Origin of the sequence: Desulfofundulus salinus, from assembly GCF_003627965.1 — a bacterium.
Taxonomy (GTDB): domain Bacteria; phylum Bacillota; class Desulfotomaculia; order Desulfotomaculales; family Desulfovirgulaceae; genus Desulfofundulus; species Desulfofundulus salinus.
Window position 1 is genome coordinate 1 of record NZ_RBWE01000001.1, and the last position, 22,389, is coordinate 22,389.

General features: G+C 54.7%; 23 protein-coding genes and 1 rRNA gene. 15 read left to right on the top strand and 9 right to left on the bottom strand.

Going from position 1 to position 22,389, the window contains the following annotated elements; translation table 11 throughout:
• The 7 genes from D7024_RS00005 to dnaA form a co-directional block, all read right to left on the bottom strand.
• Positions 1-251: ribosomal RNA gene (locus D7024_RS00005) — 16S ribosomal RNA — on the bottom strand; the annotation flags it as partial.
• A gap of 342 nt (positions 252-593) precedes the next feature.
• A complete protein-coding gene (gene gyrA, locus D7024_RS00010) occupies positions 594-3,020 on the bottom strand; it encodes a DNA gyrase subunit A (protein WP_121449984.1) in 2,427 nt (808 codons plus the stop codon).
• A 29-nt stretch (positions 3,021-3,049) separates the two neighbouring features.
• Positions 3,050-4,945 (bottom strand): DNA topoisomerase (ATP-hydrolyzing) subunit B, encoded by a 1,896-nt coding sequence (gene gyrB / locus D7024_RS00015; RefSeq protein ID WP_278246266.1) that lies wholly within the window; start codon positions 4,943-4,945, stop codon positions 3,050-3,052.
• A gap of 96 nt (positions 4,946-5,041) precedes the next feature.
• Positions 5,042-5,296, bottom strand: coding sequence for an extracellular matrix regulator RemB (gene remB, locus D7024_RS00020; protein ID WP_121449985.1), 255 nt, complete (start codon positions 5,294-5,296; stop codon positions 5,042-5,044).
• A gap of 3 nt (positions 5,297-5,299) precedes the next feature.
• Positions 5,300-6,406, bottom strand: coding sequence for a DNA replication/repair protein RecF (gene recF / locus D7024_RS00025; RefSeq protein WP_165859204.1), 1,107 nt, complete (start codon positions 6,404-6,406; stop codon positions 5,300-5,302).
• Positions 6,407-6,434: 28 nt separating this feature from the next.
• Positions 6,435-7,544: a DNA polymerase III subunit beta gene (gene dnaN / locus D7024_RS00030; RefSeq protein ID WP_121449987.1), complete on the bottom strand. Its 1,110-nt coding sequence runs from the start codon at positions 7,542-7,544 to the stop codon at positions 6,435-6,437.
• A 225-nt stretch (positions 7,545-7,769) separates the two neighbouring features.
• Positions 7,770-9,110: a chromosomal replication initiator protein DnaA gene (dnaA, locus tag D7024_RS00035; RefSeq protein ID WP_121449988.1), complete on the bottom strand. Its 1,341-nt coding sequence runs from the start codon at positions 9,108-9,110 to the stop codon at positions 7,770-7,772.
• Positions 9,111-9,462: 352 nt separating this feature from the next.
• On the opposite strand from dnaA, the gene rpmH reads away from it, so the two are divergent.
• The 12 genes from rpmH to D7024_RS00095 all read left to right on the top strand — a co-directional run bounded on the left by rpmH (position 9,463) and on the right by D7024_RS00095 (position 18,110).
• Complete coding sequence (rpmH, locus tag D7024_RS00040) at positions 9,463-9,597, top strand: 50S ribosomal protein L34 (protein ID WP_013824550.1); 135 nt, start codon at positions 9,463-9,465, stop codon at positions 9,595-9,597.
• A 33-nt stretch (positions 9,598-9,630) separates the two neighbouring features.
• A complete protein-coding gene (gene rnpA / locus D7024_RS00045; protein WP_341466925.1) occupies positions 9,631-10,008 on the top strand; it encodes a ribonuclease P protein component in 378 nt (125 codons plus the stop codon).
• A gap of 6 nt (positions 10,009-10,014) precedes the next feature.
• Positions 10,015-10,224: a membrane protein insertion efficiency factor YidD gene (gene yidD / locus D7024_RS00050; RefSeq protein WP_121449990.1), complete on the top strand. Its 210-nt coding sequence runs from the start codon at positions 10,015-10,017 to the stop codon at positions 10,222-10,224.
• A 16-nt stretch (positions 10,225-10,240) separates the two neighbouring features.
• Entirely contained in the window at positions 10,241-10,927 is a 687-nt protein-coding gene (locus tag D7024_RS00055; RefSeq protein ID WP_243113635.1) for a YidC/Oxa1 family membrane protein insertase, read from the top strand.
• Entirely contained in the window at positions 10,902-11,522 is a 621-nt protein-coding gene (jag, locus tag D7024_RS00060; RefSeq protein WP_121449992.1) for an RNA-binding cell elongation regulator Jag/EloR, read from the top strand. The genes D7024_RS00055 and jag overlap by 26 nt, the downstream gene beginning before the upstream one ends.
• A gap of 69 nt (positions 11,523-11,591) precedes the next feature.
• Positions 11,592-12,977: a tRNA uridine-5-carboxymethylaminomethyl(34) synthesis GTPase MnmE gene (gene mnmE, locus D7024_RS00065; RefSeq protein ID WP_121449993.1), complete on the top strand. Its 1,386-nt coding sequence runs from the start codon at positions 11,592-11,594 to the stop codon at positions 12,975-12,977.
• A gap of 12 nt (positions 12,978-12,989) precedes the next feature.
• Entirely contained in the window at positions 12,990-14,897 is a 1,908-nt protein-coding gene (gene mnmG, locus D7024_RS00070; RefSeq protein WP_121449994.1) for a tRNA uridine-5-carboxymethylaminomethyl(34) synthesis enzyme MnmG, read from the top strand.
• 56 nt (positions 14,898-14,953) lie between these two features.
• Positions 14,954-15,673 (top strand): 16S rRNA (guanine(527)-N(7))-methyltransferase RsmG, encoded by a 720-nt coding sequence (gene rsmG / locus D7024_RS00075; protein WP_121449995.1) that lies wholly within the window; start codon positions 14,954-14,956, stop codon positions 15,671-15,673.
• A gap of 95 nt (positions 15,674-15,768) precedes the next feature.
• Positions 15,769-15,921: a DUF1540 domain-containing protein gene (locus D7024_RS00080; protein WP_121449996.1), complete on the top strand. Its 153-nt coding sequence runs from the start codon at positions 15,769-15,771 to the stop codon at positions 15,919-15,921.
• A gap of 107 nt (positions 15,922-16,028) precedes the next feature.
• A complete protein-coding gene (locus D7024_RS00085) occupies positions 16,029-16,790 on the top strand; it encodes a ParA family protein (protein WP_121449997.1) in 762 nt (253 codons plus the stop codon).
• Positions 16,783-17,658 carry a ParB/RepB/Spo0J family partition protein gene (locus D7024_RS00090; RefSeq protein ID WP_121449998.1) on the top strand — a complete coding sequence of 292 codons (876 nt, stop codon included), beginning with the start codon at positions 16,783-16,785 and terminating at the stop codon, positions 17,656-17,658. Before D7024_RS00085 ends, D7024_RS00090 begins: the two co-directional genes overlap by 8 nt.
• Positions 17,659-17,765: 107 nt before the next feature.
• A complete protein-coding gene (locus D7024_RS00095) occupies positions 17,766-18,110 on the top strand; it encodes a hypothetical protein (protein WP_121449999.1) in 345 nt (114 codons plus the stop codon).
• A 1-nt stretch (position 18,111) separates the two neighbouring features.
• Here D7024_RS00095 and larC read toward each other — a convergent pair whose 3' ends face one another.
• Entirely contained in the window at positions 18,112-19,308 is a 1,197-nt protein-coding gene (gene larC, locus D7024_RS00100; RefSeq protein WP_121450000.1) for a nickel pincer cofactor biosynthesis protein LarC, read from the bottom strand.
• Positions 19,309-19,469: 161 nt separating this feature from the next.
• Between larC and D7024_RS00105 the strand changes: the two genes are divergently transcribed.
• Positions 19,470-20,117 carry a phosphoribosyltransferase gene (locus D7024_RS00105; protein ID WP_121450001.1) on the top strand — a complete coding sequence of 216 codons (648 nt, stop codon included), beginning with the start codon at positions 19,470-19,472 and terminating at the stop codon, positions 20,115-20,117.
• Positions 20,118-20,240: 123 nt separating this feature from the next.
• Positions 20,241-20,474 (top strand): YkuS family protein, encoded by a 234-nt coding sequence (locus D7024_RS00110; protein ID WP_121450002.1) that lies wholly within the window; start codon positions 20,241-20,243, stop codon positions 20,472-20,474.
• A gap of 91 nt (positions 20,475-20,565) precedes the next feature.
• Here the strand turns inward: D7024_RS00110 and yyaC are convergent, their stop codons facing one another.
• Positions 20,566-21,171 carry a spore protease YyaC gene (gene yyaC / locus D7024_RS00115; protein ID WP_121450003.1) on the bottom strand — a complete coding sequence of 202 codons (606 nt, stop codon included), beginning with the start codon at positions 21,169-21,171 and terminating at the stop codon, positions 20,566-20,568.
• 125 nt (positions 21,172-21,296) lie between these two features.
• On the opposite strand from yyaC, the gene D7024_RS00120 reads away from it, so the two are divergent.
• Positions 21,297-22,376, top strand: coding sequence for a YkvI family membrane protein (locus tag D7024_RS00120; protein WP_341466926.1), 1,080 nt, complete (start codon positions 21,297-21,299; stop codon positions 22,374-22,376).
• The last annotated feature ends 13 nt before the right edge of the window (positions 22,377-22,389 follow it).

Genomic DNA, 22,389 nt, shown 5'->3' on the forward strand with positions numbered 1-22,389 from the left:
GTATTAGCGCCAGTTTCCCGGCGTTATCCCGGTCTAATGGGCAGGTTATCCACGCGTTACTCACCCGTCCGCCGCTATTGAGAGGTGAGATGTGAGAAGCGAGATGTGAGATTTATTGTTGGCTTTGGCTTTGCCAAAGCCTTCTTAATCTCACTTCTAACCTCTCACCTCTCACCTCTCAATCGCTCGACTTGCATGTGTTAGGCACGCCGCCAGCGTTCGTCCTGAGCCAGGATCAAACTCTCCATCAAACTTCAAGTCCGTCCATGCTCTTCGGAATTACTGCTCGCCTTCCAACGAGGTTCAGGCCGCTTCCGCACCTCTTAATGGCGCTTCCGCTATACCTTCCCCCCTGCCTTCTTCCTCCCTGTTTAGTTTTCAAGGACCACTACCCGCGCTCAACGCGCATTTTTGATTGTATCAAACTTTTTTAAGCTTAGTCAACAGGTAATTTTTACTTTTTTATGGTCCTGCCGGTCACCCTTTTACAGGGCAACCCGGCCGGACTCCATTTAGCGAGTGCAGGATTAAATATACCACAGGGGCAAATAGCTGTCAACCAAGAAATTAAGTTTTCATAGGGTTATATTAAATCATTCTTCAGCGCTGACCAGGGCTGCGGCCACCAGTTTGTCCCCCGGGGCCAGGCGCATGAGCATTACGCCCTGGGTTGCCCGTCCCATGGTCGAAATGTCGCTGGCTTTTAACCGGATGATAATCCCCTCGGCACTGATGACCATGATCTCCTCTTCCGGTTTGACCACCTGCATGGCCACCACCGGACCGTTGCGCTCGGTCACCCGGGCGCTGATGATCCCCTTGCCGCCTCGGGACTGGAGGCGGTAATCGGACACGGGGGTACGTTTGCCGTAACCGTTTGCCGTGACCACCAGCACGTCTCCATCCGGGCGCACGATATCCATGGCCACCACCGTATCCCCCGGCTGCAGGGTGATTCCCTTCACCCCCCGGGCGGTGCGCCCGTAGGGATGCACTTCCTCCTCGGGGAAGCGAATGGCAAGCCCCTGGTTTGTGCCGATGATAATTTCTTCCCGGCCGCTGGTGAGCTTTACTTCCACCAGTTCGTCCTGCTCGTCAAGCTTGATGGCGATAATGCCGTCCCGGCGGGAAGTATCGAACTGCTCCAGCTCCGTTTTCTTCACCACACCAAAGCGGGTGGCCATGAAAAGATACAGCCCGTTACTGAATTCCCGCACCGGGATCACCGCAGTGATCCGCTCCTGCTGGCCAATATAGATCAGGTTGACCAGGGCCGTTCCCTTGGCCTGGCGCCCGGCTTCGGGAATTTCGTGCACCTTCAGGCGGTAGACCTTCCCGCGGTTGGAAAAAAAGAGGAAGTAGTGGTGCGTGCTGGTAATAAATAAATGCCGCACAAAGTCCTCTTCCTTTGTCCCCATGGCGGTAATGCCCCGGCCGCCGCGCTTCTGGCTCCGGTAGGTATCCAGGGGCATGCGCTTGATATAACCCTGGTTGGTAATGGTGATTACCACTTCTTCTTCCGGAATCAAATCCTCGGCTTCCAGGGTGGTGTCCTCGTCGCTGATCACCGTGCGGCGGGGATCGGCAAATTTCTGCCGCATTTCGGTGAGCTCGTCTTTAATAATCTGCAAGACCTTCCGTTCATCGGCCAGCACACCCCGCAGGTAGGCAATCCTGTCCAAAAGTTCTTTGTACTCCTCTTCCAGCTTATCCCGCTCCAGGCCGGTAAGGCGCTGCAGGCGCATGTCCAGAATGGCCTGAGCCTGTTTTTCGGAAAGGCCAAACTTTTCCATAAGGGCATTTTTCGCTATTTCCACCGTCCGGGAGGCCCGGATGGTATTGATGACCTCGTCAATGTGATCCAGGGCAATGCGTAACCCTTCCACAATGTGGGCCCGGGCCTCGGCCTTGTCCAGGTCAAAGCGGGTGCGCCGGACGACCACTTCCTTCTGGTGCTCCAGGTAATGGCCCAGCATCTGCCGCAGGTTCAATACCTGGGGCTGGCCGTCCACCAGGGCCAGCATGATTACCCCGAAGGTTTCCTGCATCTGAGTATGCTTGTAGAGCTGGTTGAGGATCACCTGGGGCTTGACATCCCGCCGCAGCTCAATGACAATACGCATTCCCCTCCGGTCTGATTCGTCCCGCAGGTCGGTAATACCGTCGATTTTCTTTTCCCGGACCAGCTCGGCTATTTTTTCAATCAGCCGGGCCTTGTTTACCATAAAGGGCAGTTCGTGGACGATAATGGCGTTCTTACCTCCGCCAATTTTTTCCACCGTGGCCTGGGCGCGCACCTTTATGGCCCCCCGGCCCGTCTGGTAGGCCTCCCGGATGCCCTGCCGGCCCATAATTTTCCCGCCGGTGGGGAAGTCTGGCCCCTTGATTACCTGCATTAACTCCGGAATGGTGATGTCCGGGTTGTCGATCAGCTTGATCACGCCGTCAATTACTTCCCCCAGGTTATGGGGCGGGATATTGGTGGCCATGCCCACGGCAATGCCTGAGGAACCGTTCACGAGCAAGTTGGGGATGCGGGCGGGCAATACCTTGGGTTCCTCGGTGCTGCCGTCGTAGTTGGGGATGAAGTCGACCGTATTCTTTTCAATATCCGCCAGCATGGCCATGGTAATGCGGGCCATGCGGGCTTCCGTGTAGCGCATGGCCGCCGGGGCGTCCCCATCAACGGAGCCAAAGTTGCCGTGGCCGTCCACCAGGGGATAGCGGCTGGCAAAGTCCTGGGCCATGCGCACCAGGGCGTCGTAAATGGCCATATCCCCGTGGGGGTGGAACTTGGACATTACCTCACCCACAATGTGGGCGCTCTTGCGGTGGGGACGGTCGGGGGTAAGCCCCAGCTGGTGCATGGCGTAAAGAATGCGCCGGTGCACTGGTTTCAGCCCGTCCCGCACATCGGGCAGGGCCCGGCCCACGATTACGCTCATGGCGTAATCCAGGTAGGAATGCTTCATTTCCTCGTTGATGTCGATGGGAATTACCTTGCCGATATTAACGGACAACAAAGGTCACCTCAAAAAGTTATTTTTGCTTAGACATCCAGGTTGCGCACGGCCCGGGCGTTCTGCTGGATAAACTCCCGGCGGGGCTCAACCCGGTCTCCCATGAGCATGGAGAAAATGGCGTCTGCTTCTATGGCGTCCTCTATGCTCACCTTTAAAATGGTCCGCTTTTCCGGGTTCATGGTGGTTTCCCAGAGCTGCTGCGGGTTCATTTCACCAAGACCCTTGTAGCGCTGAATGGAAACCCCGTCGCGGCCGATTTCCTTGAGTATTTCCTCCAGCTCGGCATCGCTGTAGGCATAACGGTCAATCTTGCCCTTGCGAATGCGGTACAGGGGAGGTTGGGCAATATAAACGTAACCCGCCTCTAAAAGGGGGCGCATGTAGCGGTAAAAGAAGGTTAAAAGCAGGGTGCGGATATGGGCCCCGTCCACGTCCGCATCGCTCATGAGCAAGATGCGGTGGTACCTGGCCTTGCTCAAGTCAAAGTCTTCCCCAATTCCCGTGCCCAGGGCCGTGATCAGGGCCCGGATCTCCTCGTTGGCCAGGATCTTGTCCATGCGCGCCTTTTCCACGTTCAAGATTTTGCCCCGCAGGGGCAGGATGGCCTGGAACCGCCGGTCCCGCCCTTGTTTGGCCGAACCGCCGGCCGAGTCCCCCTCCACCAGGTACAATTCAGTCTTGCTGGGATCCCGGTCGGAGCAGTCGGCCAGCTTCCCGGGCAAAGAAGCGCTTTCCAGGGCGCTCTTGCGCCTGGTCAACTCCCGGGCCTTGCGGGCGGCTTCCCGGGCCCGGGCGGCGGTAATGGCTTTATCCAGTATCCTGCGGGCAATGCTCGGGTTTTCCTCCAGGAAGGTGGCCAGCCCGTCGGCCACCACCGTATCCACAATCCCCCGCACTTCGCTGTTCCCCAGCTTGGTCTTGGTCTGGCCTTCAAACTGGGGCTCCGGCACCTTGACGCTGATCACCGCCGTCAACCCTTCCCGGATGTCCTCTCCCGTAAGGGCGGGGGTGCCGTTTTTTAAGAGGTTGTATTTTCTCCCGTAGTCATTGACCACCCGGGTGAGAGCGCTTTTAAAACCGGCCTCATGGGTGCCCCCGTCCACGGTGTGGATGTTATTGACGTAGGAAAACAGGCTTTCCACGTAGCCCTCGGTATATTGCAGGGCCACCTCCACCTGGACGTTTTCCCGCTCGCCAAACACGTAAATGGGCCGGTTGTGCAGGACCTCTTTATTTTTATTCAGGTAGTGCACGAAATCCCTGATGCCGCCGTCGTGCTGGTAGACTACCTCCTGGTCCGTACGCTCATCCCGGAAGATAATTTTAATGCCCCGGTTTAAAAAAGACAGCTCCCGGAGGCGCTGGCTTAAGGTTTCGTGGTTGAACACCAGCTCTTCAAAGATTTCCGCATCCGGCTTAAAGGAAACCTTGGTGCCCGTGGCTTTAGCCGTACCAATGGTTTTCAACGGGGTAACCGCTTTCCCCCGTTCGTAACGCTGGTGATAAACGTGCCCGTCCCGGCAAATCTCTACTTCCAGCCACTCGGAAAGGGCGTTTACCACCGACACCCCTACCCCGTGCAGCCCCCCGGAAACTTTGTATACGGTGCCGCCAAATTTTCCCCCGGCGTGCAGCATGGTGAGGACCGTTTCCACCGCCGGCAGGCCGGTTTTGGGGTGAATGTCCACGGGAATGCCGCGGCCGTTGTCAATGACGGTCACGCTGTTGTCCTTATGGACAACTACTTCTATCCGGTCGCAGAAACCGGCCATGGCTTCGTCTATGCTGTTGTCCACCACTTCATAAACCAGGTGGTGCAGACCCCGGGGACCAGTGCTCCCGATGTACATCCCCGGGCGGCGGCGGACAGCTTCCAATCCTTCAAGAACCTGGATTTCTTCCGCGCCGTAGCGATTGTTCATCTCCTGTTCCAGCAAGGCCGGGACCTCCATTTCTCAAAAACGAGTCTCTTTCCAACGCCTGTCACTAAAATTATAACCTTATTCTGGCATCTTCAGCTAATCTACAGTAAAAATTATCGCTTCCGCCCTTTTCTTTAAGGTGGAACAGGAAATAGGGGATACATATATTTGCTCACGGGTGAGTACATAGGATTTTTCCTTGCCCTTTTCCGCGATTATCTGGACCGTCTTTTCGCTCCTGACAATTTCCAAAAACTCTCGGGTGATGGGAGAATTCTGCGCGCGCACATTTAATATGGCAATCACATCTTTTTTAGGGATGATCACATCGCCGCCGAGATGTAAAAACAAAATCTAACCCCCTTCATGAAGTACATGCTCCCGAACGGTTATCACCCGTCCGGAAAGGCCAGCAATATCCCAACCGGCGGATTGGCTGGTCGTCACGAAAACTTGCGTTTTCTTCCGTATGTGCTCGACCAGCTGTGCCCTCCGGTATTGATCCAGTTCGGAAAAAACGTCATCCAGGAGGATGACGGGGTAGTCCCCCGCAAAACGCCTTCCCAGTTCCAGCTGGGCCAGCTTCAGGGCCAACACCATGGTGCGCTGCTGCCCCTGGGAGCCAAAGCGACGGACGTCCTGGCCGTTGATGGTGGTGCCCAGGTCGTCCCGGTGGGGTCCAACTAAAGTCTGCCCCCGGGCCACTTCCTCGTCATAGCGCCTGGATAATTCCCCCATAAAGCTCTCGCAGATTTCCGCTTCTCCCGTTGTCCGTTCCAGGGGAAGGGAGGAAAGATAGGAAAGGCCTGCCTTTTCGTCCCTTCCGCCTATCTGGCCGTAAATCTCCCGCACTATGGGGGAAAGCTCCGCCAGCAGGCGGCACCGCCAGGCAATGATTTTGGCGCCAAAAGCCGCCAGCTGCTGGTTCCACGGCTCCAGTTCCTGCCGGTTGCGTTGCTTTACCCTGATCTTCTGCAATAAATTGTTCCGCTGGGCCAGTACCTGCTGGTAGCGGCGAAAACAGGCCAGATAGCCCGGTTGCAGGGGCCCCAGCTCCTGATCCAGCCAGCGGCGCCGCACTGCAGGACTTCCCTTGATCATCAGCAGGTGATCGGGGGTAAACACCAGGGGCAGCAGGACCGGGTCCATGTCCCGACCTGTGCTTGCGTTTAGCTTCCTCTGTTTTTTTCCTTCGGCGGATAAAAGGATAACCGTAGAGTTTTCCTGCTGCCCCGAATGGAAATTTATTTCAACCCGGCAATAGGAACTGCCCCAGTGGATCATCTCCCTGTCCCGGTTGGTCCGGAAGGAGTGCCCGGTAAAACCAAAAAAAATAGCCTCCAGGAGGTTGGTCTTACCCTGGGCATTACCTCCCGTGATGACATTAATCAGGGGATCAGGTTGCCAGTGTAGCCGGGCATAGCCACGAAAATTTTCCAGGCGGATCTGCTCTATATGCACCTGATTCCTCCCGGGCTTATTGCGCCCGCTATTCTTTAGGCGGTTTTGCCGGCAGCAGCAGGGACAGGTAATTTTCCTCCCCCGCCGGCCTGAGCACGGCCGCACTTAAGGGGCCGGTCAATTCCAGACTTAATTCCTCGCTGCCCAGGGCCCGCAGGCTTTCACCCATGTACCGGGCGTTGAACCAGATTTCCAGGGGCTCCCCTTCCACCGCCCCGCTCACTTCTTCCCGGATCCAGCCGGCCTGGGTCTGCACGGAAACCACGCAGCCGTCCTCCTGCAGTGAGAATTGTACCGCCGGGTGCCCATCGCGAACAAGCAGAGAGGCCCTTTCCGTTGCTTCCAGTATTTCCCTGGTAGCCAGCCGCGCGCGCGTAACAAATTCTCTTGGAATGACCTGTTCGTAAGGAGGAAACTGGCCGGCAATTAACCGGGAGGCTATTTTCAGTGTTCCGGTAAGAAAGAAAACGTGATTTTCCCCGCAAACAATGGTTATTTCTTCCTCATCGCCGCCGATTAACCGGGCCACCTCGTTTAAAGTTTTCCCGGGAATGACGACGTTGATTTGTTGTTCCGGTTCCCGTTCCAGCTGAAAGCGGCGCACGGCCAGGCGGTAGGTGTCGGTGGCCACCAGCCGCAGCTGGCCTTCCTCCACCTGCATTAAAACGCCGGTGAAGATGGGACGCGTTTCGTCGTTGGAAACGGCAAAAAGCACCTGCCGTAACATATCCTTAAGTACATCCTGGGCCAGAGAAAGACTGGCTCCTTTTTCCACCGCCGGCAGACGCGGGTATTGCTCGGGTTCGAACCCATGAATGTTTATCTGGGAGACACCGTAAATAATGGTAGTGCTGGTACTTTCCGGCAGGGTGTGGAACTGGATGGGCACGTCCGGCAGGTAGCGGACCAGGTCCGCAATGTACTTGATGGGCAGGACTATCGAACCTTCCCTTTCCGTTTCCACGTTTACCGTGCACTGGATAGTTAGTTCCGTATCGGACCCGGTGACAGTCAGCTGGTCACCGTGCGCTTTAAAAAGGACGCCGGAAAGGATTGGCAGCGGCGAACGCGGGGATACTGCTTTTTGTACCGTTCCTATGGCATGGGCAAGCGTCGATTTGCTGGTGGTGAACTTCACGGGTTTTCCCCCACAATCATGATAAAGATTAACTTAACTTTCTTATAAGTAGTACATTCTAGTAATGGCTGTGCACTTGTGGATAAATACCGCTTTCTTTGGAAAACGGATTAAAAAATATAATCCTTGTCCTGTGGATAAGTACTTGTTAATTTTCAACCGGTTGTGATTAAACCGTAACTTTGATCGTTCAAGCTTTTGCGGCCTGGTTGCGTTTAAACACCGCTATACTTCTTCTTTAATTTTTTGTCTGATTTCCTTGATGGCTTCTTCCAGCAGCGTGTCGGTGGCCATCTGGGAGCTTATCTTCTCGCATGCGTGGAGCACGGTGGTGTGGTCTCTTCCCCCGAAGGCGTCCCCGATTTGCGGCAGGGAAAGATCCGTCAGTTCGCGGGTCAGGTACATGGCGATCTGCCGGGGAAAAGCCACGTTGCGGCTGCGCCTTTTGGACTTGAAATCGTCCGGTTTAAGACCGTAATAGGCGGCTACCTTTTCCTGGATTAATTGCGCCGTAATCTGTTTGGGCGACTTTTTGGGCAGGATGTCCTTCAGGATATCCCGGGCCAGCTGGGTGGTGATCTGCTGCTTGTACAGGGAGGCGTAGGCCACCACCCGTATGAGTGCCCCCTCCAGCTCACGTATGTTGGACGTGATTTGTTGCGCTATGTATTCCAGCGTTTCATCAGGTACGTTGACGTTGTCCAGGTGGGCCTTTTTCCTTAGAATGGCAATTCTCGTTTCCAGATCCGGCGGTTGGATGTCTGTTATCAGGCCCCATTCAAAGCGGGAGCGCAGCCGGTCTTCCAGCGTTGGTATTTCCTTGGGCGGTCGGTCGCTGGAAATGACAATCTGCTTGTTAGCCTCGTATAAAGTGTTAAAAGTATGGAAGAATTCTTCCTGGGTGCGTTCCTTACCGGCCAGAAATTGGATGTCGTCGATGAGCAGCACGTCCATGCCCCGGTACTTGTTGCGGAATTCCACCGCCCGCTTTTCTGCGATGGCATTGATCAGCTCATTGGTGAACTTTTCTGAAGTAACGTAAACTATGCGGCTGTAGGTGCCCCGCTCCAGGATATAGTGGCTTATGGCATGCATCAGGTGGGTTTTCCCCAGCCCAACCCCGCCGTAAATGAACAGGGGATTATAGGTTTCCGCTGGAGATTCGGCTACTGCCAGACAGGCTGCGTGGGCGAACCGGTTGCTGTTGCCCACCACGAAGGTATCAAAGGTATAACGGGGGTTGAGGGGGCAGGTTTCCGTAGCTACGGAAGGCGTTGATTTGCGTATTCTGTTGAGTAGTTTTTCATTAACCTCTTCGGCGGGTAGAAATTGTACTTCAATTTCGTCCCTTGTGATTTCCTGCAGGTAATTTTTGATTATGGACGCATAGCGGGTGACCAGCCAGTCACGGTAAAATTGGTTTGGGACCTGGATGAAAAATGTGCTCCGGTGAAACCCCAGGGGGAGTACCGATTCCTGCCAGATTTCATAGGTTTCCGCATCCAGGCGCGGCTGGATATGGGCCAGGAGTTCATCCCAAATCTCAGTGATATGTGCTTTTACCATATGAGGTAACCCCCTGCTCACAGTCGTTAATTACAACTTAAAAAAAGCCTCCGTAAACGACTTGACGGGGCTTGTCCCTTGGATTTTTTAGCATAATTATCGACAGCTTTATACCCAACTTTACCCACAACCTGTGGATAATTTTATCCCCGGTTGCTGGCGATTCAATAATATCAAATTTGCCAGGGCTTATCAACCGATAAAATGGCATCCTGTGGATAATTGTGTATGTTGTGGACGGGCTATTGCCGTCCAGGGTTTTTTCTTGACTTGGGAAGGGTTTTTCCTATATAATAACTTGTGATGTGTCTGGTTTTTCCAGTTCGGGATGGTGGTAAGGAGGTGTTACGACTTGAAGCGCACTTATCAGCCTAAGAACAGAAAGCGTAAAAAGATTCATGGCTTTTTAAAGCGCATGTCCACCAGGGCAGGCCGTAATGTAATTAAGAGGAGAAGGCTGAAGGGAAGAAAAAGACTTACTGCATAAGGCCGCTTAATAAAAGGGTGGCCTTTTCGTAATTTGGTCGGGTGGTTTTGTGAGCGGGATTGGTCCGTGGCCATGGAGATTTTAAAAAAGAAAAAAGATTTTCAACGGGTTTACCGGCGGGGTCATTCCGTGGCCTGCGGTGCCCTGGTTTTGTATTTGTCCCGTAATCGAGGACAGGGCCGGCGTTTTGGTTTTTCCGTGAGTAAAAAAACGGGCAAGGCTGTTGTCCGGAACCGCGTGCGCCGTGTTTTGCGGGAAATCTGCCGTCTAAATGAGGATTGGTTTCCACATGATCATGATGTAGTGATCATCGCCCGCAGGGAGGCCGTGGGGAAAAACTTTCATGACTTGGCGGGACAGCTATATAACCTTGCCCGTCGGGCTGTCCGCAAGATGACGTCGAAAGGTTGATTACCCATGCGCGCTTTGGTTATCGCCGGACTGCGTTTTTACCAGCGTTTTATTTCGCCTTTAAAGCCGCCCAGTTGTCGCTTTTACCCTACGTGTTCCGAGTATGCCATACGGGCCGTGGCTAAATACGGTGTAACCCGTGGTTTGCTCTTAGCCCTGTGGCGTCTTTTGCGTTGCCATCCCCTTTGCCGGGGTGGCTATGATCCGGTTAAATAAGCAAGGAGGGGATGGTTTGTTTCAAGCTCTAGTTGATGGCATGACCGCTCTGTTAAACTGGTTGTACCACCTTACAGAGCTGGCTCATATGGCAAATTACGGCCTGGCGATCATTTTACTTACCATTCTCATTAAGATTGCCCTTTACCCCTTGTCCGTCAAGCAGATGCGCTCTATGGTGATCATGCAGCAGCTGGCGCCCAAGGTTAAGGAGATTCAGGAGCGCTACCGCAATAAAGATCCCCAGAAAATGCAGCAAAAAATCATGGAACTGTACCGGGAACATAATGTAAATCCTATGGCCGGATGCCTGCCTCTTTTGATTCAGATGCCCATTTTAATTGCCCTCTATCGCGCGCTTTTGCACTTTAATTACGCGGATCCCGCCCATGCCCGGTTCTTGTGGGTGAAAAATCTAAGCCAGGTGGGAGATCCCTATTTTATCCTCCCCCTTTTAGCTGGTTTAACTACCTATGTTCAATCGCGCATGACCACCAACATGACCGATCCCACCCAGCGCACCATGCTGATCGTCATGCCCATCTTTATTGCCTGGATTAGTGCTACCGTGCCTGCGGGCCTGGCTTTATACTGGGTGATTTTCAATGCCGTTGGTATTGTCCAGCAGTATTTTGTGAACAGGCATACCCAAGGTTTGAAGGAGGCGCTAAACACCGGTGGAGGGAGTAGAGAAAACCGCTAAAACAGTGGACGAGGCGGTTTCCCTGGCGCTGGCCCAACTGGGAATTTCCCGGGAAGAAGCGGAAATTGAGGTTTTAGAGGAACCTTCCAGAGGTTTTTTGGGACTGCTGGGTTCACGACCGGCTCGGGTCAGGGTACGGGTTAAAGATACGCCGTCGCGCCGGGCAAAGGAATTGCTCGATAAGCTTTTAGGGGCCATGAACCTCCCCGTAAATATGGCCATCGAAGAGAAGGAAAATAACGTGTTCATTGATATAGAGGGACGGGATGTGGGCATACTGATCGGCAGGAGGGGCGAAACCCTTGATGCCCTCCAGTACCTGGTTAGTCTCTATGTCAATAAGAATAAAAGTCAGCGGTGTAAAGTGTTTTTAGATGTGGAAGGTTACCGCCGCCGGAGGGAGGAAACCCTGCAGCGTTTGGCCGTAAAACTGGCCGAAAAGGCCAAGCAGCGCGGCAGGAATGTGGTACTGGAACCGATGACTTCCCACGAGCGCAGAATCATCCATACCGCCCTTCAGGGAAGGGACGATATCTATACCTACAGCGAGGGCGAGGAACCTTACCGCAAAATAATAATCTCCCCCAAAAAATAAACGTTTTCTTTACCGTAGACCCAGCCGGTCTTAGCCGGGCTGGGTTTTTTCAAATGGTGGTGTTGTCTTGTGTTGAATGATACCATTGCAGCCATTGCCACTCCCCTTGGCGAAGGGGCCATCGGTATCGTGCGTGTTTCCGGTCCCGATGCCGTTGCCATAGCAGAGAAACTTTTTGTCAGTCGCTCGGGTGCGGACTGGCGGAAGCAGGGTAGCCATCGCCTTTTTTACGGTTTGGTGGTGGATCCGGCCACCGGCCAGCCGGTGGATGAGGTTTTGCTCGGGGTGATGTATGCCCCCCGGACTTTTACCCGGGAAGATGTGGTGGAATTTAACTGCCACGGGGGTATCGTTCCCTTGCGGCGGACCCTGGAACTGGTGCTGCAATACGGTGCCAGGCTGGCCGAGCCCGGCGAATTTACCCGGCGCGCCTTTTTAAACGGCCGCCTGGACCTGGCCCAGGCCGAATCCATTCTGGATATTATCCGGGCTAAAACGGAAGCCGGCCTTGCGGTGGCCATGTCTTTGCTGGCCGGGGAGCTTTCCTCCCGGGTACGTGCCTTCCAGGATCAGCTGCTGGGACTGGTGGCCCAGGTGGAGGCAAGCATCGACTTTCCCGAAGAGGGGATTGAAGAGGCCACCCGCGAGGATATGGTGGAATCGGTGCGCGCTGTCATGGGCGAGCTGGAGGATCTCCTCCGGCAGGCCCGTTCCGGCAAGGTTTACCGGGAAGGATTACGCACTGTCATTGTGGGACGACCCAATGTGGGTAAATCCTCCCTGCTCAACTCCCTCCTGCGGGAAAAACGGGCCATCGTTACCGAGATCCCAGGCACCACCCGGGATATTATTGAGGAAGTAGTGAACATCCGGGGCATACCCATTCGCCTGGCCGATACGGCCGGGCTGCGGAAGACCGACGACATTGTGGAAAAGATCGGCGTGGAGCGTTCCCGGGATCTGGTGAAAATGGCCGACCTGGTGCTGGTGGTTTTGGACGCCAGCACGGGATTGACACCCGAGGACCTCTCCGTCCTTGAACTGGTGCGGGAGCAAAAGGGGATTATTCTGGTAAACAAGAGCGATATTGGCAATGGTGAGGCCCTGGCGCGGCAGGTGGGCCAGCTTTTCCCGGACAAGCCCGTGAAGGTGATCTCGGTGAAGACCGGCGAGGGCCTGGCCCAGGTGGAAGAGGCCATCGAACAGATGGTTCTCGGCGGCCAGGCGGTGGCGTCACAACTGCCCCTGGTCAGCCACGTGCGCCACAAGCAGGCCCTGGCTCGCTGCCACGAGCACCTGCAGGAAGTGATCCGCGCTTTATCCGCCGGCGAAAACCTGGATTTAGTGGCCATCGATTTGCGGGCGGCCTGGGAGGCTTTGGGTGAAATTACCGGCACCACGGTTGCCGAGGATATCGTGGACCGGATTTTCCGGGATTTCTGTATCGGAAAGTGAGGTCTGGCTTTCGTGGAATACCTGGCAGGAAAATATGATGTGATCGTCGTGGGGGCGGGCCATGCCGGCTGCGAGGCGGCCCTGGCCGCGGCCCGCATGGGCTGCCGTACCCTGGTTCTGACGTTAAATTTAGATAATGTGGCCCTGATGCCCTGCAACCCGGCCGTGGGCGGGCCGGCCAAGGCCCAGCTGGTGCGGGAAGTGGATGCCCTGGGGGGCGAGATTGGACTCAACACCGACCGCACGGCCATCCAGATGCGTCTGTTAAATACCGCCAAGGGGCCGGCGGTGCGGGCCCTGCGGGCCCAGGCGGACAAAAAACGCTACCAGTGGAGCATGAAGAAAGTTTTGGAAAGCCAGGAGCGCCTGGACGTAAAGCAGGTCCTGGTGGAGCGCTTGCTGGTGCGGGGCACTCGCGTGGAGGGAGTCGTGGGAACTACCGGGGCCAAATTTCTGGCTCCAGTGGTGATCCTCACCACCGGGACCTATCTGAACGGCCGTATCATTATCGGCGATCTGGCTTATACCGGCGGTCCCAACGGCCAGTTTGCCGCCGTGGGATTGTCCGATTCCCTGCGGGAGCTGGGGCTGGAACTGGGTCGCTTTAAAACCGGCACCCCCGCCCGGGTGGACCGGCGGACTATAGATTTCAGTAAGCTGACCATCCAGCCGGGGGACGACCGCCTGCTTAACTTTTCATTTGTTTCCCCCGTGACCCACCGGGAGCAGGTGCCCTGCTGGCTTACGTATACCACTGAGGAAACCCACCGCATTATCCGGGAGAACCTGCACCGCTCTCCCCTTTTCAGCGGTTTCATTAAGGGGACGGGGCCCCGCTACTGCCCTTCCATTGAGGACAAGGTGGTGCGTTTTGCCCACCGCCCCAGCCACCAGGTGTTCATTGAGCCTGAAGGTCTGGATACGGTAGAGATGTACGTCCAGGGCATGAGCACCAGCCTTCCCGAGGATGTTCAGCTGGCCATGCTGCGCTCACTGCCCGGCCTGGAAAAGGTGGAGATAATGCGCCCGGGCTATGCCATCGAGTACGATTATCTCATTCCCACCCAGTTGAAACTTTCCCTGGAGTGCAAGACCATTAGCGGTTTGTTCAGTGCCGGGCAGGTTAACGGCACTTCCGGTTACGAAGAGGCGGCCGCTCAGGGCATTATTGCCGGCATTAACGCCGCCCGTTTCATTCAGGATAAAGACCCGTTGATTCTGTCCCGTTCCGAGGCCTACATTGGCGTGCTGATCGACGACCTGATCACCAAGGGTACCAACGAGCCCTACCGCATGCTTACCTCCCGGGCCGAATATCGTTTACTCCTGCGCCAGGATAATGCAGACCTGCGGCTCACGGAAAAGGGTTACGAGGTGGGACTGGTTACTCCCGAACGGTACCGGGTTTTTGAAAAGAGGCGTCGCCTGATTAATGAAGAGGTTGACCGTTTGCGCCGCACCATGGTCACGGTGGATGAAAAGGTGCAGGCCATACTGGAAGGGGCCGGCAGTTCCCCACTGCAGCAGGCTGCCTCACTGGCCGCTTTGTTGCGCCGGCCTGAGATTACCTACCGGCACATTAAGGAAATAGATCCGGGGGCTCCCGAGCTGCCCGGGGATGTAGAAGAAGAAGTGGAGATCCAGATTAAATATGAAGGCTACATTAAAAAGCAGCAGGCCCAGGTGGACCGGTTTGAAAAGCTGGAGAACCGGCGTATTCCCGATGACATAGACTATAGCGCCATCAAAGGGCTGGCCACTGAGGCAAGGCAAAAGCTGGAACAAATTCGCCCCCGTTCCATCGGCCAGGCAAGCCGTATATCAGGGGTCAATCCCGCCGATATTGCCGTGCTCCTGGTTTACCTGGAGAGCCGCCACCGGGCGCAAAAGGTAGAAGATAGCCATGATGGGCAAAAGTAGCCTTCACCCAGGGACAGTGCCGTGCCTTTCGCGGCAGCTTAAGGGGGTAGTATTGTTTGCATGAATTCAAGCAATTGCTTCGTGACGCCGCCGGCGCTTTGGGCATTTCCCTGATGGAAAACATGTGCGAACGTTTTCTTCGTTATTACCGTTTGTTGATCGAGTGGAATGAAAAGTTTAATTTAACCTCTCTGATTGAGCCCCGGGACGTCGCGATAAAGCATTTTATCGATTCTTTAACCTGCCTGCTGGTCCATAACCCCGCCGGTGGGGCCAGGGTCGTTGATATTGGTACCGGTGCAGGTTTTCCCGGTTTGCCGGTGAAAATTGTGCGTGAAGATCTACATTGTACCCTGGTCGAATCAACCGGCAAAAAGGTTTCGTTTTTGCGCCACGTGGCCGGTGCTTTGGGCATGACGGGCGTGGATGTGGCCTGCGGCCGGGCCGAGGATCTGGCCCGTCATGTCCATTACCGGGCTTCTTTTGATCTGGCTCTGGCCCGGGCAGTAGCTCCGCTTCCCGTATTGCTGGAATTTGCACTTCCCTTTTTGAAAACTGGGGGCCTTTTTATTGCCCTCAAGGGCCCGGCGGTGCAGGAGGAACTGCCTGCCAGCGGCAATGCATTGAATATTCTAGGTGGTACTGTAAAAGAGGTTAAAACAGTTTTTTTGCCTTTAACCGGCGACGAAAGGAAAGTGGTCTTAATTGAAAAAACGGGACCTACACCGGAAAAATATCCGCGACGGCCGGGCGTCCCGCAACGCCGCCCGTTGTAGGTTTTTCCTGTTGTAGCTTAATTTTCAAAAAGCTTTTTTATCATACATAAAGTGATACCTTGCGGGGCAACTTATCATTGGAGGTGAGTAGCCCTATGCCACAACAAATTAAATGTTCCGTTTCGGAGTGCCAGTATAACAGCGATTTGGCATGTGACGCTCCAATGGTTCAGGTAGACCGCAACGGTGTCAGTAAGGCCAGTAATTCTCCTCAAACCAAATGTGAAACTTTTAAACCACGGGGTTAGCACCGGGAAATGGCCGCTGTTTTAGACAGTGGCCATTTTCTTGCAGGAACAGCAGCCGGTTCTGTTGAATAATTGCCCACATGAAGCAGTTGAAGGAGTGGTTATCTTTGGGAAAGACCATCGCCATTGCCAATCAAAAAGGAGGTGTGGGCAAAACAACCACGGCAGTAAATCTGGCGGCATGGCTTTCCCTCATGGGAAAACAGGTTCTTCTGGTGGATATTGATCCCCAGGGTAATGCCACCAGCGGCCTGGGCATTGATAAAGACCAGCTGCAGTTTTGCATTTACGATGTTATCATTGAAGCAGAAGAACTGGTCAATGTTATTGTGGACTCCTCCCTGCCCGGTTTAAAGGTGGTCCCGGCCACCATTGAGCTGGCCGGGGCTGAAATTGAGCTTGTATCCATGGTCGACCGGGAGCGCATCCTGCGCCGGGCAATTCAACCCGTACGGGAGCAATTTGATTTTATTTTTGTGGATTGTCCACCTTCCCTTGGTTTACTAACCCTCAACGCCCTGGCTGCCGCCGATTCGGTTTTAATTCCCATTCAATGCGAATATTATGCTCTCGAGGGGGTTGGTCAATTGATGAATACCATTCACCTGGTTCAAAGACGTTTGAACCCCCAACTGGAGCTGGAAGGCATATTGTTGACCATGTTTGACGGGCGAACCAACCTCAGCATTCAGGTGGTGGAAGAGGTAAAAAAATTTTTCCCGGGCAAGGTGTATAAGACCATCATTCCCCGCAATGTTCGCTTGAGTGAGGCCCCCAGTCACGGGCAGCCGATCATGATTTACGATCGCCGTTCCCGGGGGTCGGAGGTTTATCATGAGCTGGCTAAGGAAGTGATGGGCATTGAGTAAGAAGCGCGGTCTTGGTAGAGGGCTGGGTGCTTTAATCCCCGTGGTGCAATCCGAAGGTGAGGGTGCGCTCCAGGAGATCCGGGTTGACGAAGTGCAGCCGAACCCCCGCCAGCCCCGCCAGGCCATTGACCAGGAAAAAATTCAAGAGCTTGCGCTTTCCATACAGGAGCACGGCGTTGTACAGCCCATTGTGGTCCGGCCTGTTCCCGGCGGCAAGTATGAGATCATAGCCGGGGAGCGTCGCTGGCGGGCCTGCCGTATGCTGGGCCTGGAGTTTATCCCGGCCATCATCCGTGATTACGGCGATCTGGAGGCTTCAGCCATTTCCCTGATCGAAAATGTGCAGCGGGAAGACCTGAACCCGCTGGAAGAAGCGGTGGCCTACCGCAGGCTAATTGACGAGTTTGGGCTTACCCAGGAAGATATCGCCAGGCTGGTGGCAAAAAGCAGGCCCTTCATTGCCAATACCCTGCGTTTATTGAGCCTTCCTCCGGAAGTGCAGGATATGCTCAACGCGGGTCTGATTACAGCCGGCCACGCCCGGGCCATCCTTTCCCTGGACGATGCGGCCACCCAAATTGCCGCGGCCCGGGAAGTGGTTTCTGGTGGTTTAAATGTCCGTGAGACCGAGGAATTGATCCGCCGTTTTTCCGACAAAGATGGTAAAAACCATGAGCCTGCACAAAAACAGGCATCTCCTTCTTCCCGTAGTAAAGATGAGGAATTAGAATCTATGGAGGATATGCTTGGTGGTGCCCTGGGTACAAGAGTGCGTATTCGTTCCCGGCGGGGTGGCCGGGGGGTTATTGAAATTACCTTTGAGAGCCGGGCACAACTGGACGAAATTATTAACCTGCTTATGAATTGATTAATTTTTTATTTTGGAGCTTGCTATAGGTCAATGAAACAATTTAAGGGTTTTAAAAATGTTTCACGTGTTACATGACGGTGAAACAACAATGCGGGGGATAGAGTATGGATGATTTTAAACTCGGCTTTTTGCTCGGTCTGCTGGTGGGAGAGGGCCATTTTGGCGGTGACGGCAGGCAACCACAGATAACTCTGCGCATGCATGCGCGGCACCACCGTCTTTTTGAGTGGCTGACTCAGAACGTTCCGGGCTCGCGCCTGTACGGTCCGTATACCCATGGCGGCCGTAACTACTACCAGTGGATGCTCAGGGGCGAAAGTTTGAAAAAAATATTACCCCTCCTCGATACGCTTCCGATTGCTGAAATTTCTCCAGTTACCTATGCCCGTTACGAAAAGATGAAGGTGGAATACGGTCTTTCCAGTGATCGAAAAACAAAGGGGTCATAAACTATTCTTGAAGTTTATCCAGGGCCGCCTGCCGGGCGGCGTGGTAAATTTCCTGGATAGGGCGACTCGAGCTCTCGGCCAGCCGGCGGCAATCCTCATATTCCGGACTGACCTGCAGGGGATTATCCGGCGTCAAATAGGCCACCTTCACCCCGACCTGACCCCATGGGGTCTGCACTTGAACCTGATGCCGGTTAAGAACGCTTCGCCGCTCTTGCCTGATCCGCACCCCCAGGGTGGTTGTTTCCCGGAAAATAATGCCGAGCAGAACTTCCTCCAGAGCGGGAGGGCAGAGAACCGTTAAACGGGTGCCGGGACGCCCTTTTTTCATGATGGTGGGCGTAAGAAACACGTCCAGGGCGCCGCCCTGCCGCAACAGGTGGTCAACGTACGAAAAAAACTCGGGATTCATATCGTCAATGTCAGTTTCCATGACCAGCACCGTATCGCCGCCCCCGGGCGTTCCAGTGCTTGAGCCCTGGATGTGTTTGCCCAAAAATACCCGCAACAAGTTAGGGACGGAAAAATTGTGGGCGCCGATGCCGTAGCCAATACCGGCAATTTGCATGGGCGGCAGTGGGCCAAATTCCGCAGCCAGCGTTGTGGCGATGGCTGCGCCGTCAGCAGTAACCAGTTCCCCTTCAGCATCTACCGTGTATACGGGAACCCCCAGCATCAACTCTGCCGTGGCCGGGGCCGGAACGGGCATAACACCGCCGGTACGAATCAGGGGGCCGTGGCCCACCGGCAAAGGGGAGCAGTAAACCCGCTCCACCTGCAGCATGAAAAGGGCCAGACAGCTGCCTGTTACGGCCAGGACTGATTTTATGAATTGCCCACCCTCGAAACACACCTCCCGGGGGGAGATGCCCCGCACCCTGGCTTCGGCACAGGCAAGGCGCTCAAAAACGCGGCCGGCAGTTTTTTTAATTGGTGCAGGCAGGGAACTTGAGGCAATGAGCTCCAGGACGTCGCCAAGCTGGTAAGAAGACCGGAACGGTGTGTCCACGGAAAAGAACAACCGGATCCCCCGCCAGCCTCCCTTTACTTCTTCTGTTATATTAACCTCAAAGCCACCGAGATGTAGAAAGTTGAGCTGGCCAGTCAGCTCCCGGGCATTTACTCCCCCGTCTATTAAGGCCGCCAGGAGCATCTCCCCGCTGATACCACCCACACAATCAAGGTAGGCTATGTTCACGGCTTAATAACCATCCTTTCACAGGTTTTTTTTACCCCTTCAAAATTAAAAGAAGTTCACTTTGGCAAACATTTTACGTTTGATTACCCCCGAATTTAAGTATACTCAAATCAGGGATATAAGCGATAGGTCCAGGATTCAAAAAAGGTGGTGGCAACCAGATGATTTTTTCCGACCGTGTTGAAGCGGGAAAAAAGTTGGCCGGGGAAATGGCTGGTGTCTGCAAGCACAACGGATTGGTGCTGGCCATACCCCGGGGAGGGGTGGTGGTGGGGGCGGAAATCGCCCGGTCACTGGGCATGCCCCTGGACGTGATTATCCCCAGAAAAATTGGGGCGCCGCACAATCCGGAGGTGGCCATCGGAGCAGTGACGCAGGATGGTACAACCTTTTTCAACCATTCATTGCTTGCTTTTCTGGGGCTGGAAGAAAAAGATCTGACCGGGCTCGTGGATGAACAGAAAAGGGAAATAAAAAGGCGGATGATCCTGTACCGGGGCGGGGTTGAATACCCGGATTATAGCGGGCGGTGCATTATCGTTGTTGACGACGGCATTGCCACCGGCTACACGGTGCTGGCCGCCCTTCGCTGGATCCGGCAAAAATTTAAGCCCCAGAAGCTCATTTTGGCCGTTCCGGTGGCGCCGCGGGACACCCTGGACCGGCTGAAAGACGAGGTGGACCAGCTGGTGGTGCTGGCGGCTCCGGACGATTTTTACGCCGTGGGGCAGTTTTACCGGGATTTCAGCCAGACCACCGATCAGGAAGTGATTCAAATATTAAAAGAAAGAACGGCCCCACAGGCGTAAAATTCTCCGCTCTTCGCCCTCGCCTTACGAGCAAGAAAGGCAAAAGGCGCGGGAACTTCCCGGCGAGGTGAGTTAAAAAAGTACCTCCCGGTCATACTAACAGGGAACGGGAGGTGTTTGAATATGTCCAAAAAAATTGCTGTAGAAGAAAACTTAACGGGGCTGAGGGAGCTCCTGCGGGAGCAGGGGTATACAGTGGTAAACCCCGGCAACAGTGAAAATGTCCTGGCCATAGTGGTTACGGGGCTGGACAACAACACCATGAACATGCAGGACATTACCACAAAGGTACCGGTGATTGATGCGGCCGGGAAAACACCGGACCAGATTTTATCGCGGATTAAGGAACTGGAATGATCAAAAACGGACGTAAATATTCAGTAAAACCGTTATGACGAGGATGCGGGTTTAAAGTTAACGGTAACGCCCCTCAAACAAGAAACCCGGGTCAAATTTCCCGGGTTTCTTGTTTAGTACAGAGGGCTATGGTGTGCAATATCCCCTGGGCAATAACATCGGCCATGCGCATAACCAGATTCAGTCTGGTGTTCTGCAGAACAAGGTACTCCATGAAACCGCCCACGTTAACAATGCCGGTGATGTGAATCTCACCCACCGGGGGCAGTTTTTTGTTTACCCCGGCTCCCGGGTGCAGGGCACCATCCCCTATGGTAACAAAGCCGACGCTGTCCACACTACCCAGGGATGCGTCCACGGCGATTACCAGGGGATTTTGGTGCACCCGGTATATTTCATCCAGCTTTTCCTGTAAATTGCTGGCATGAACAGGCTGGTCCAGGGTGCCGTAGACGGCAAAAAGATCCTGATTGCTGGAGGCCAGCTTGGTGCCCACCAGCGGGCCGAGACAGTCGCCGGTGGACCGGTCGGTGCCAATACACAACAGAACCAGGGGCTGGCCGGATAGCCCGCTGTATCGCTCCAGGCGGGCAAAAAGATCATAACCAAATTTTTTGGCCGCCATGGGATCTTCTATATGAACCCTTGTCTTACCACCAGCCATTAAATCCTGTATATCCTGGGCCTTGTCAATCATCTTGGATTCCCCCTGATTTGCCAATAACTAGTATATTTATTTCCCCTCAAGCCTGGAATTATTCCTGGGAAGCTTAATTTTGGTCAACTTGTCACCCCCGCTGCATAGGAATGAAAAAGGGGGTGGTGGACTTGCCGGGAAACGGTTGGTTCCGGCAATGGTTTCAGGTTAGTGCCCTTTATGTTGGCACGGTGATTGGTGCCGGGTTTGCCTCCGGCCAGGAAATTATGCAGTTCTTTATTATTTTTGGAGAAAAAGGGCTCTGGGGCGTCATTTTAGCAACTCTGCTCTTTGGCATGATGGGGTTTTTGTTAATGACCCTCACCACGGCCCTTGGGTGCAGCAGTTACGCGGAACTGCTCCCGCTCTTGATGGGACGCAGGCTGGCCCGGGTGGTAGACTGGCTGAGCCTGGCCATGTTGCCGGGAGGACTGGCCGTAATGCTGTCCGGCAGCGGTGCCTTATTCCATGAACAATTCGGCCTTCCTACGGAACTGGGGGCACTGCTGGCTGCACTGATTACGGCCCTGGTCATTTTGGGCGGGCTGGAAGGGGTACTCGTGGCAAACATGATCCTGGTGCCGGTGAAAATATGCATTATCGCCCTGGTTTGCCTCCTCGCCGTTATTCACCACGGCGGGTGGCCCGAGATAGCGGAAGCAGGCAAGCCACTGACCGGGGCAGGCCGGCACTGGCTCTGGTCCAGCATCCTTTACGTGTCTTACAACATGGTCGTACCGCTGGCCGTATTGTCCTCACTGGGGCGCAGCGTGGAGCAAAGGCCGGGGGTTGTGGGCGGATTTACTGGCGGGATTGCCCTGGGCACCACGGCAGTCCTGGTCACCCTGGCGGGTCTGTTTTTTTATCCCCAGATAACCTGCTATCAGGTGCCGCTTTTGTGCATTGCCGGCGACCTGGGAGAAGGCTGGCGGCACGGGTTGGGGATGTTGATCTGGCTGGCCATTTTAACCACCGCCATTGCGGACGCCCATGGCTTTGCCAGCCGCCTTGCTGCCGGCGGGGGCCGGTCCTACCGCCTGGTAGGCCTGGGGACAATTATACTCACCCTTCCTCTGGCCGGGATGGACTTTACCCGACTGGTGCAAATACTTTACCCGCTATTTGGTTACGCCGGCCTGATGATCATGGCCGGCCTGTTAATTACGCCCTTTAAGTTAAAATGGCTCCTCAGGGAATGGAAATAGGAAGGAATCGGGC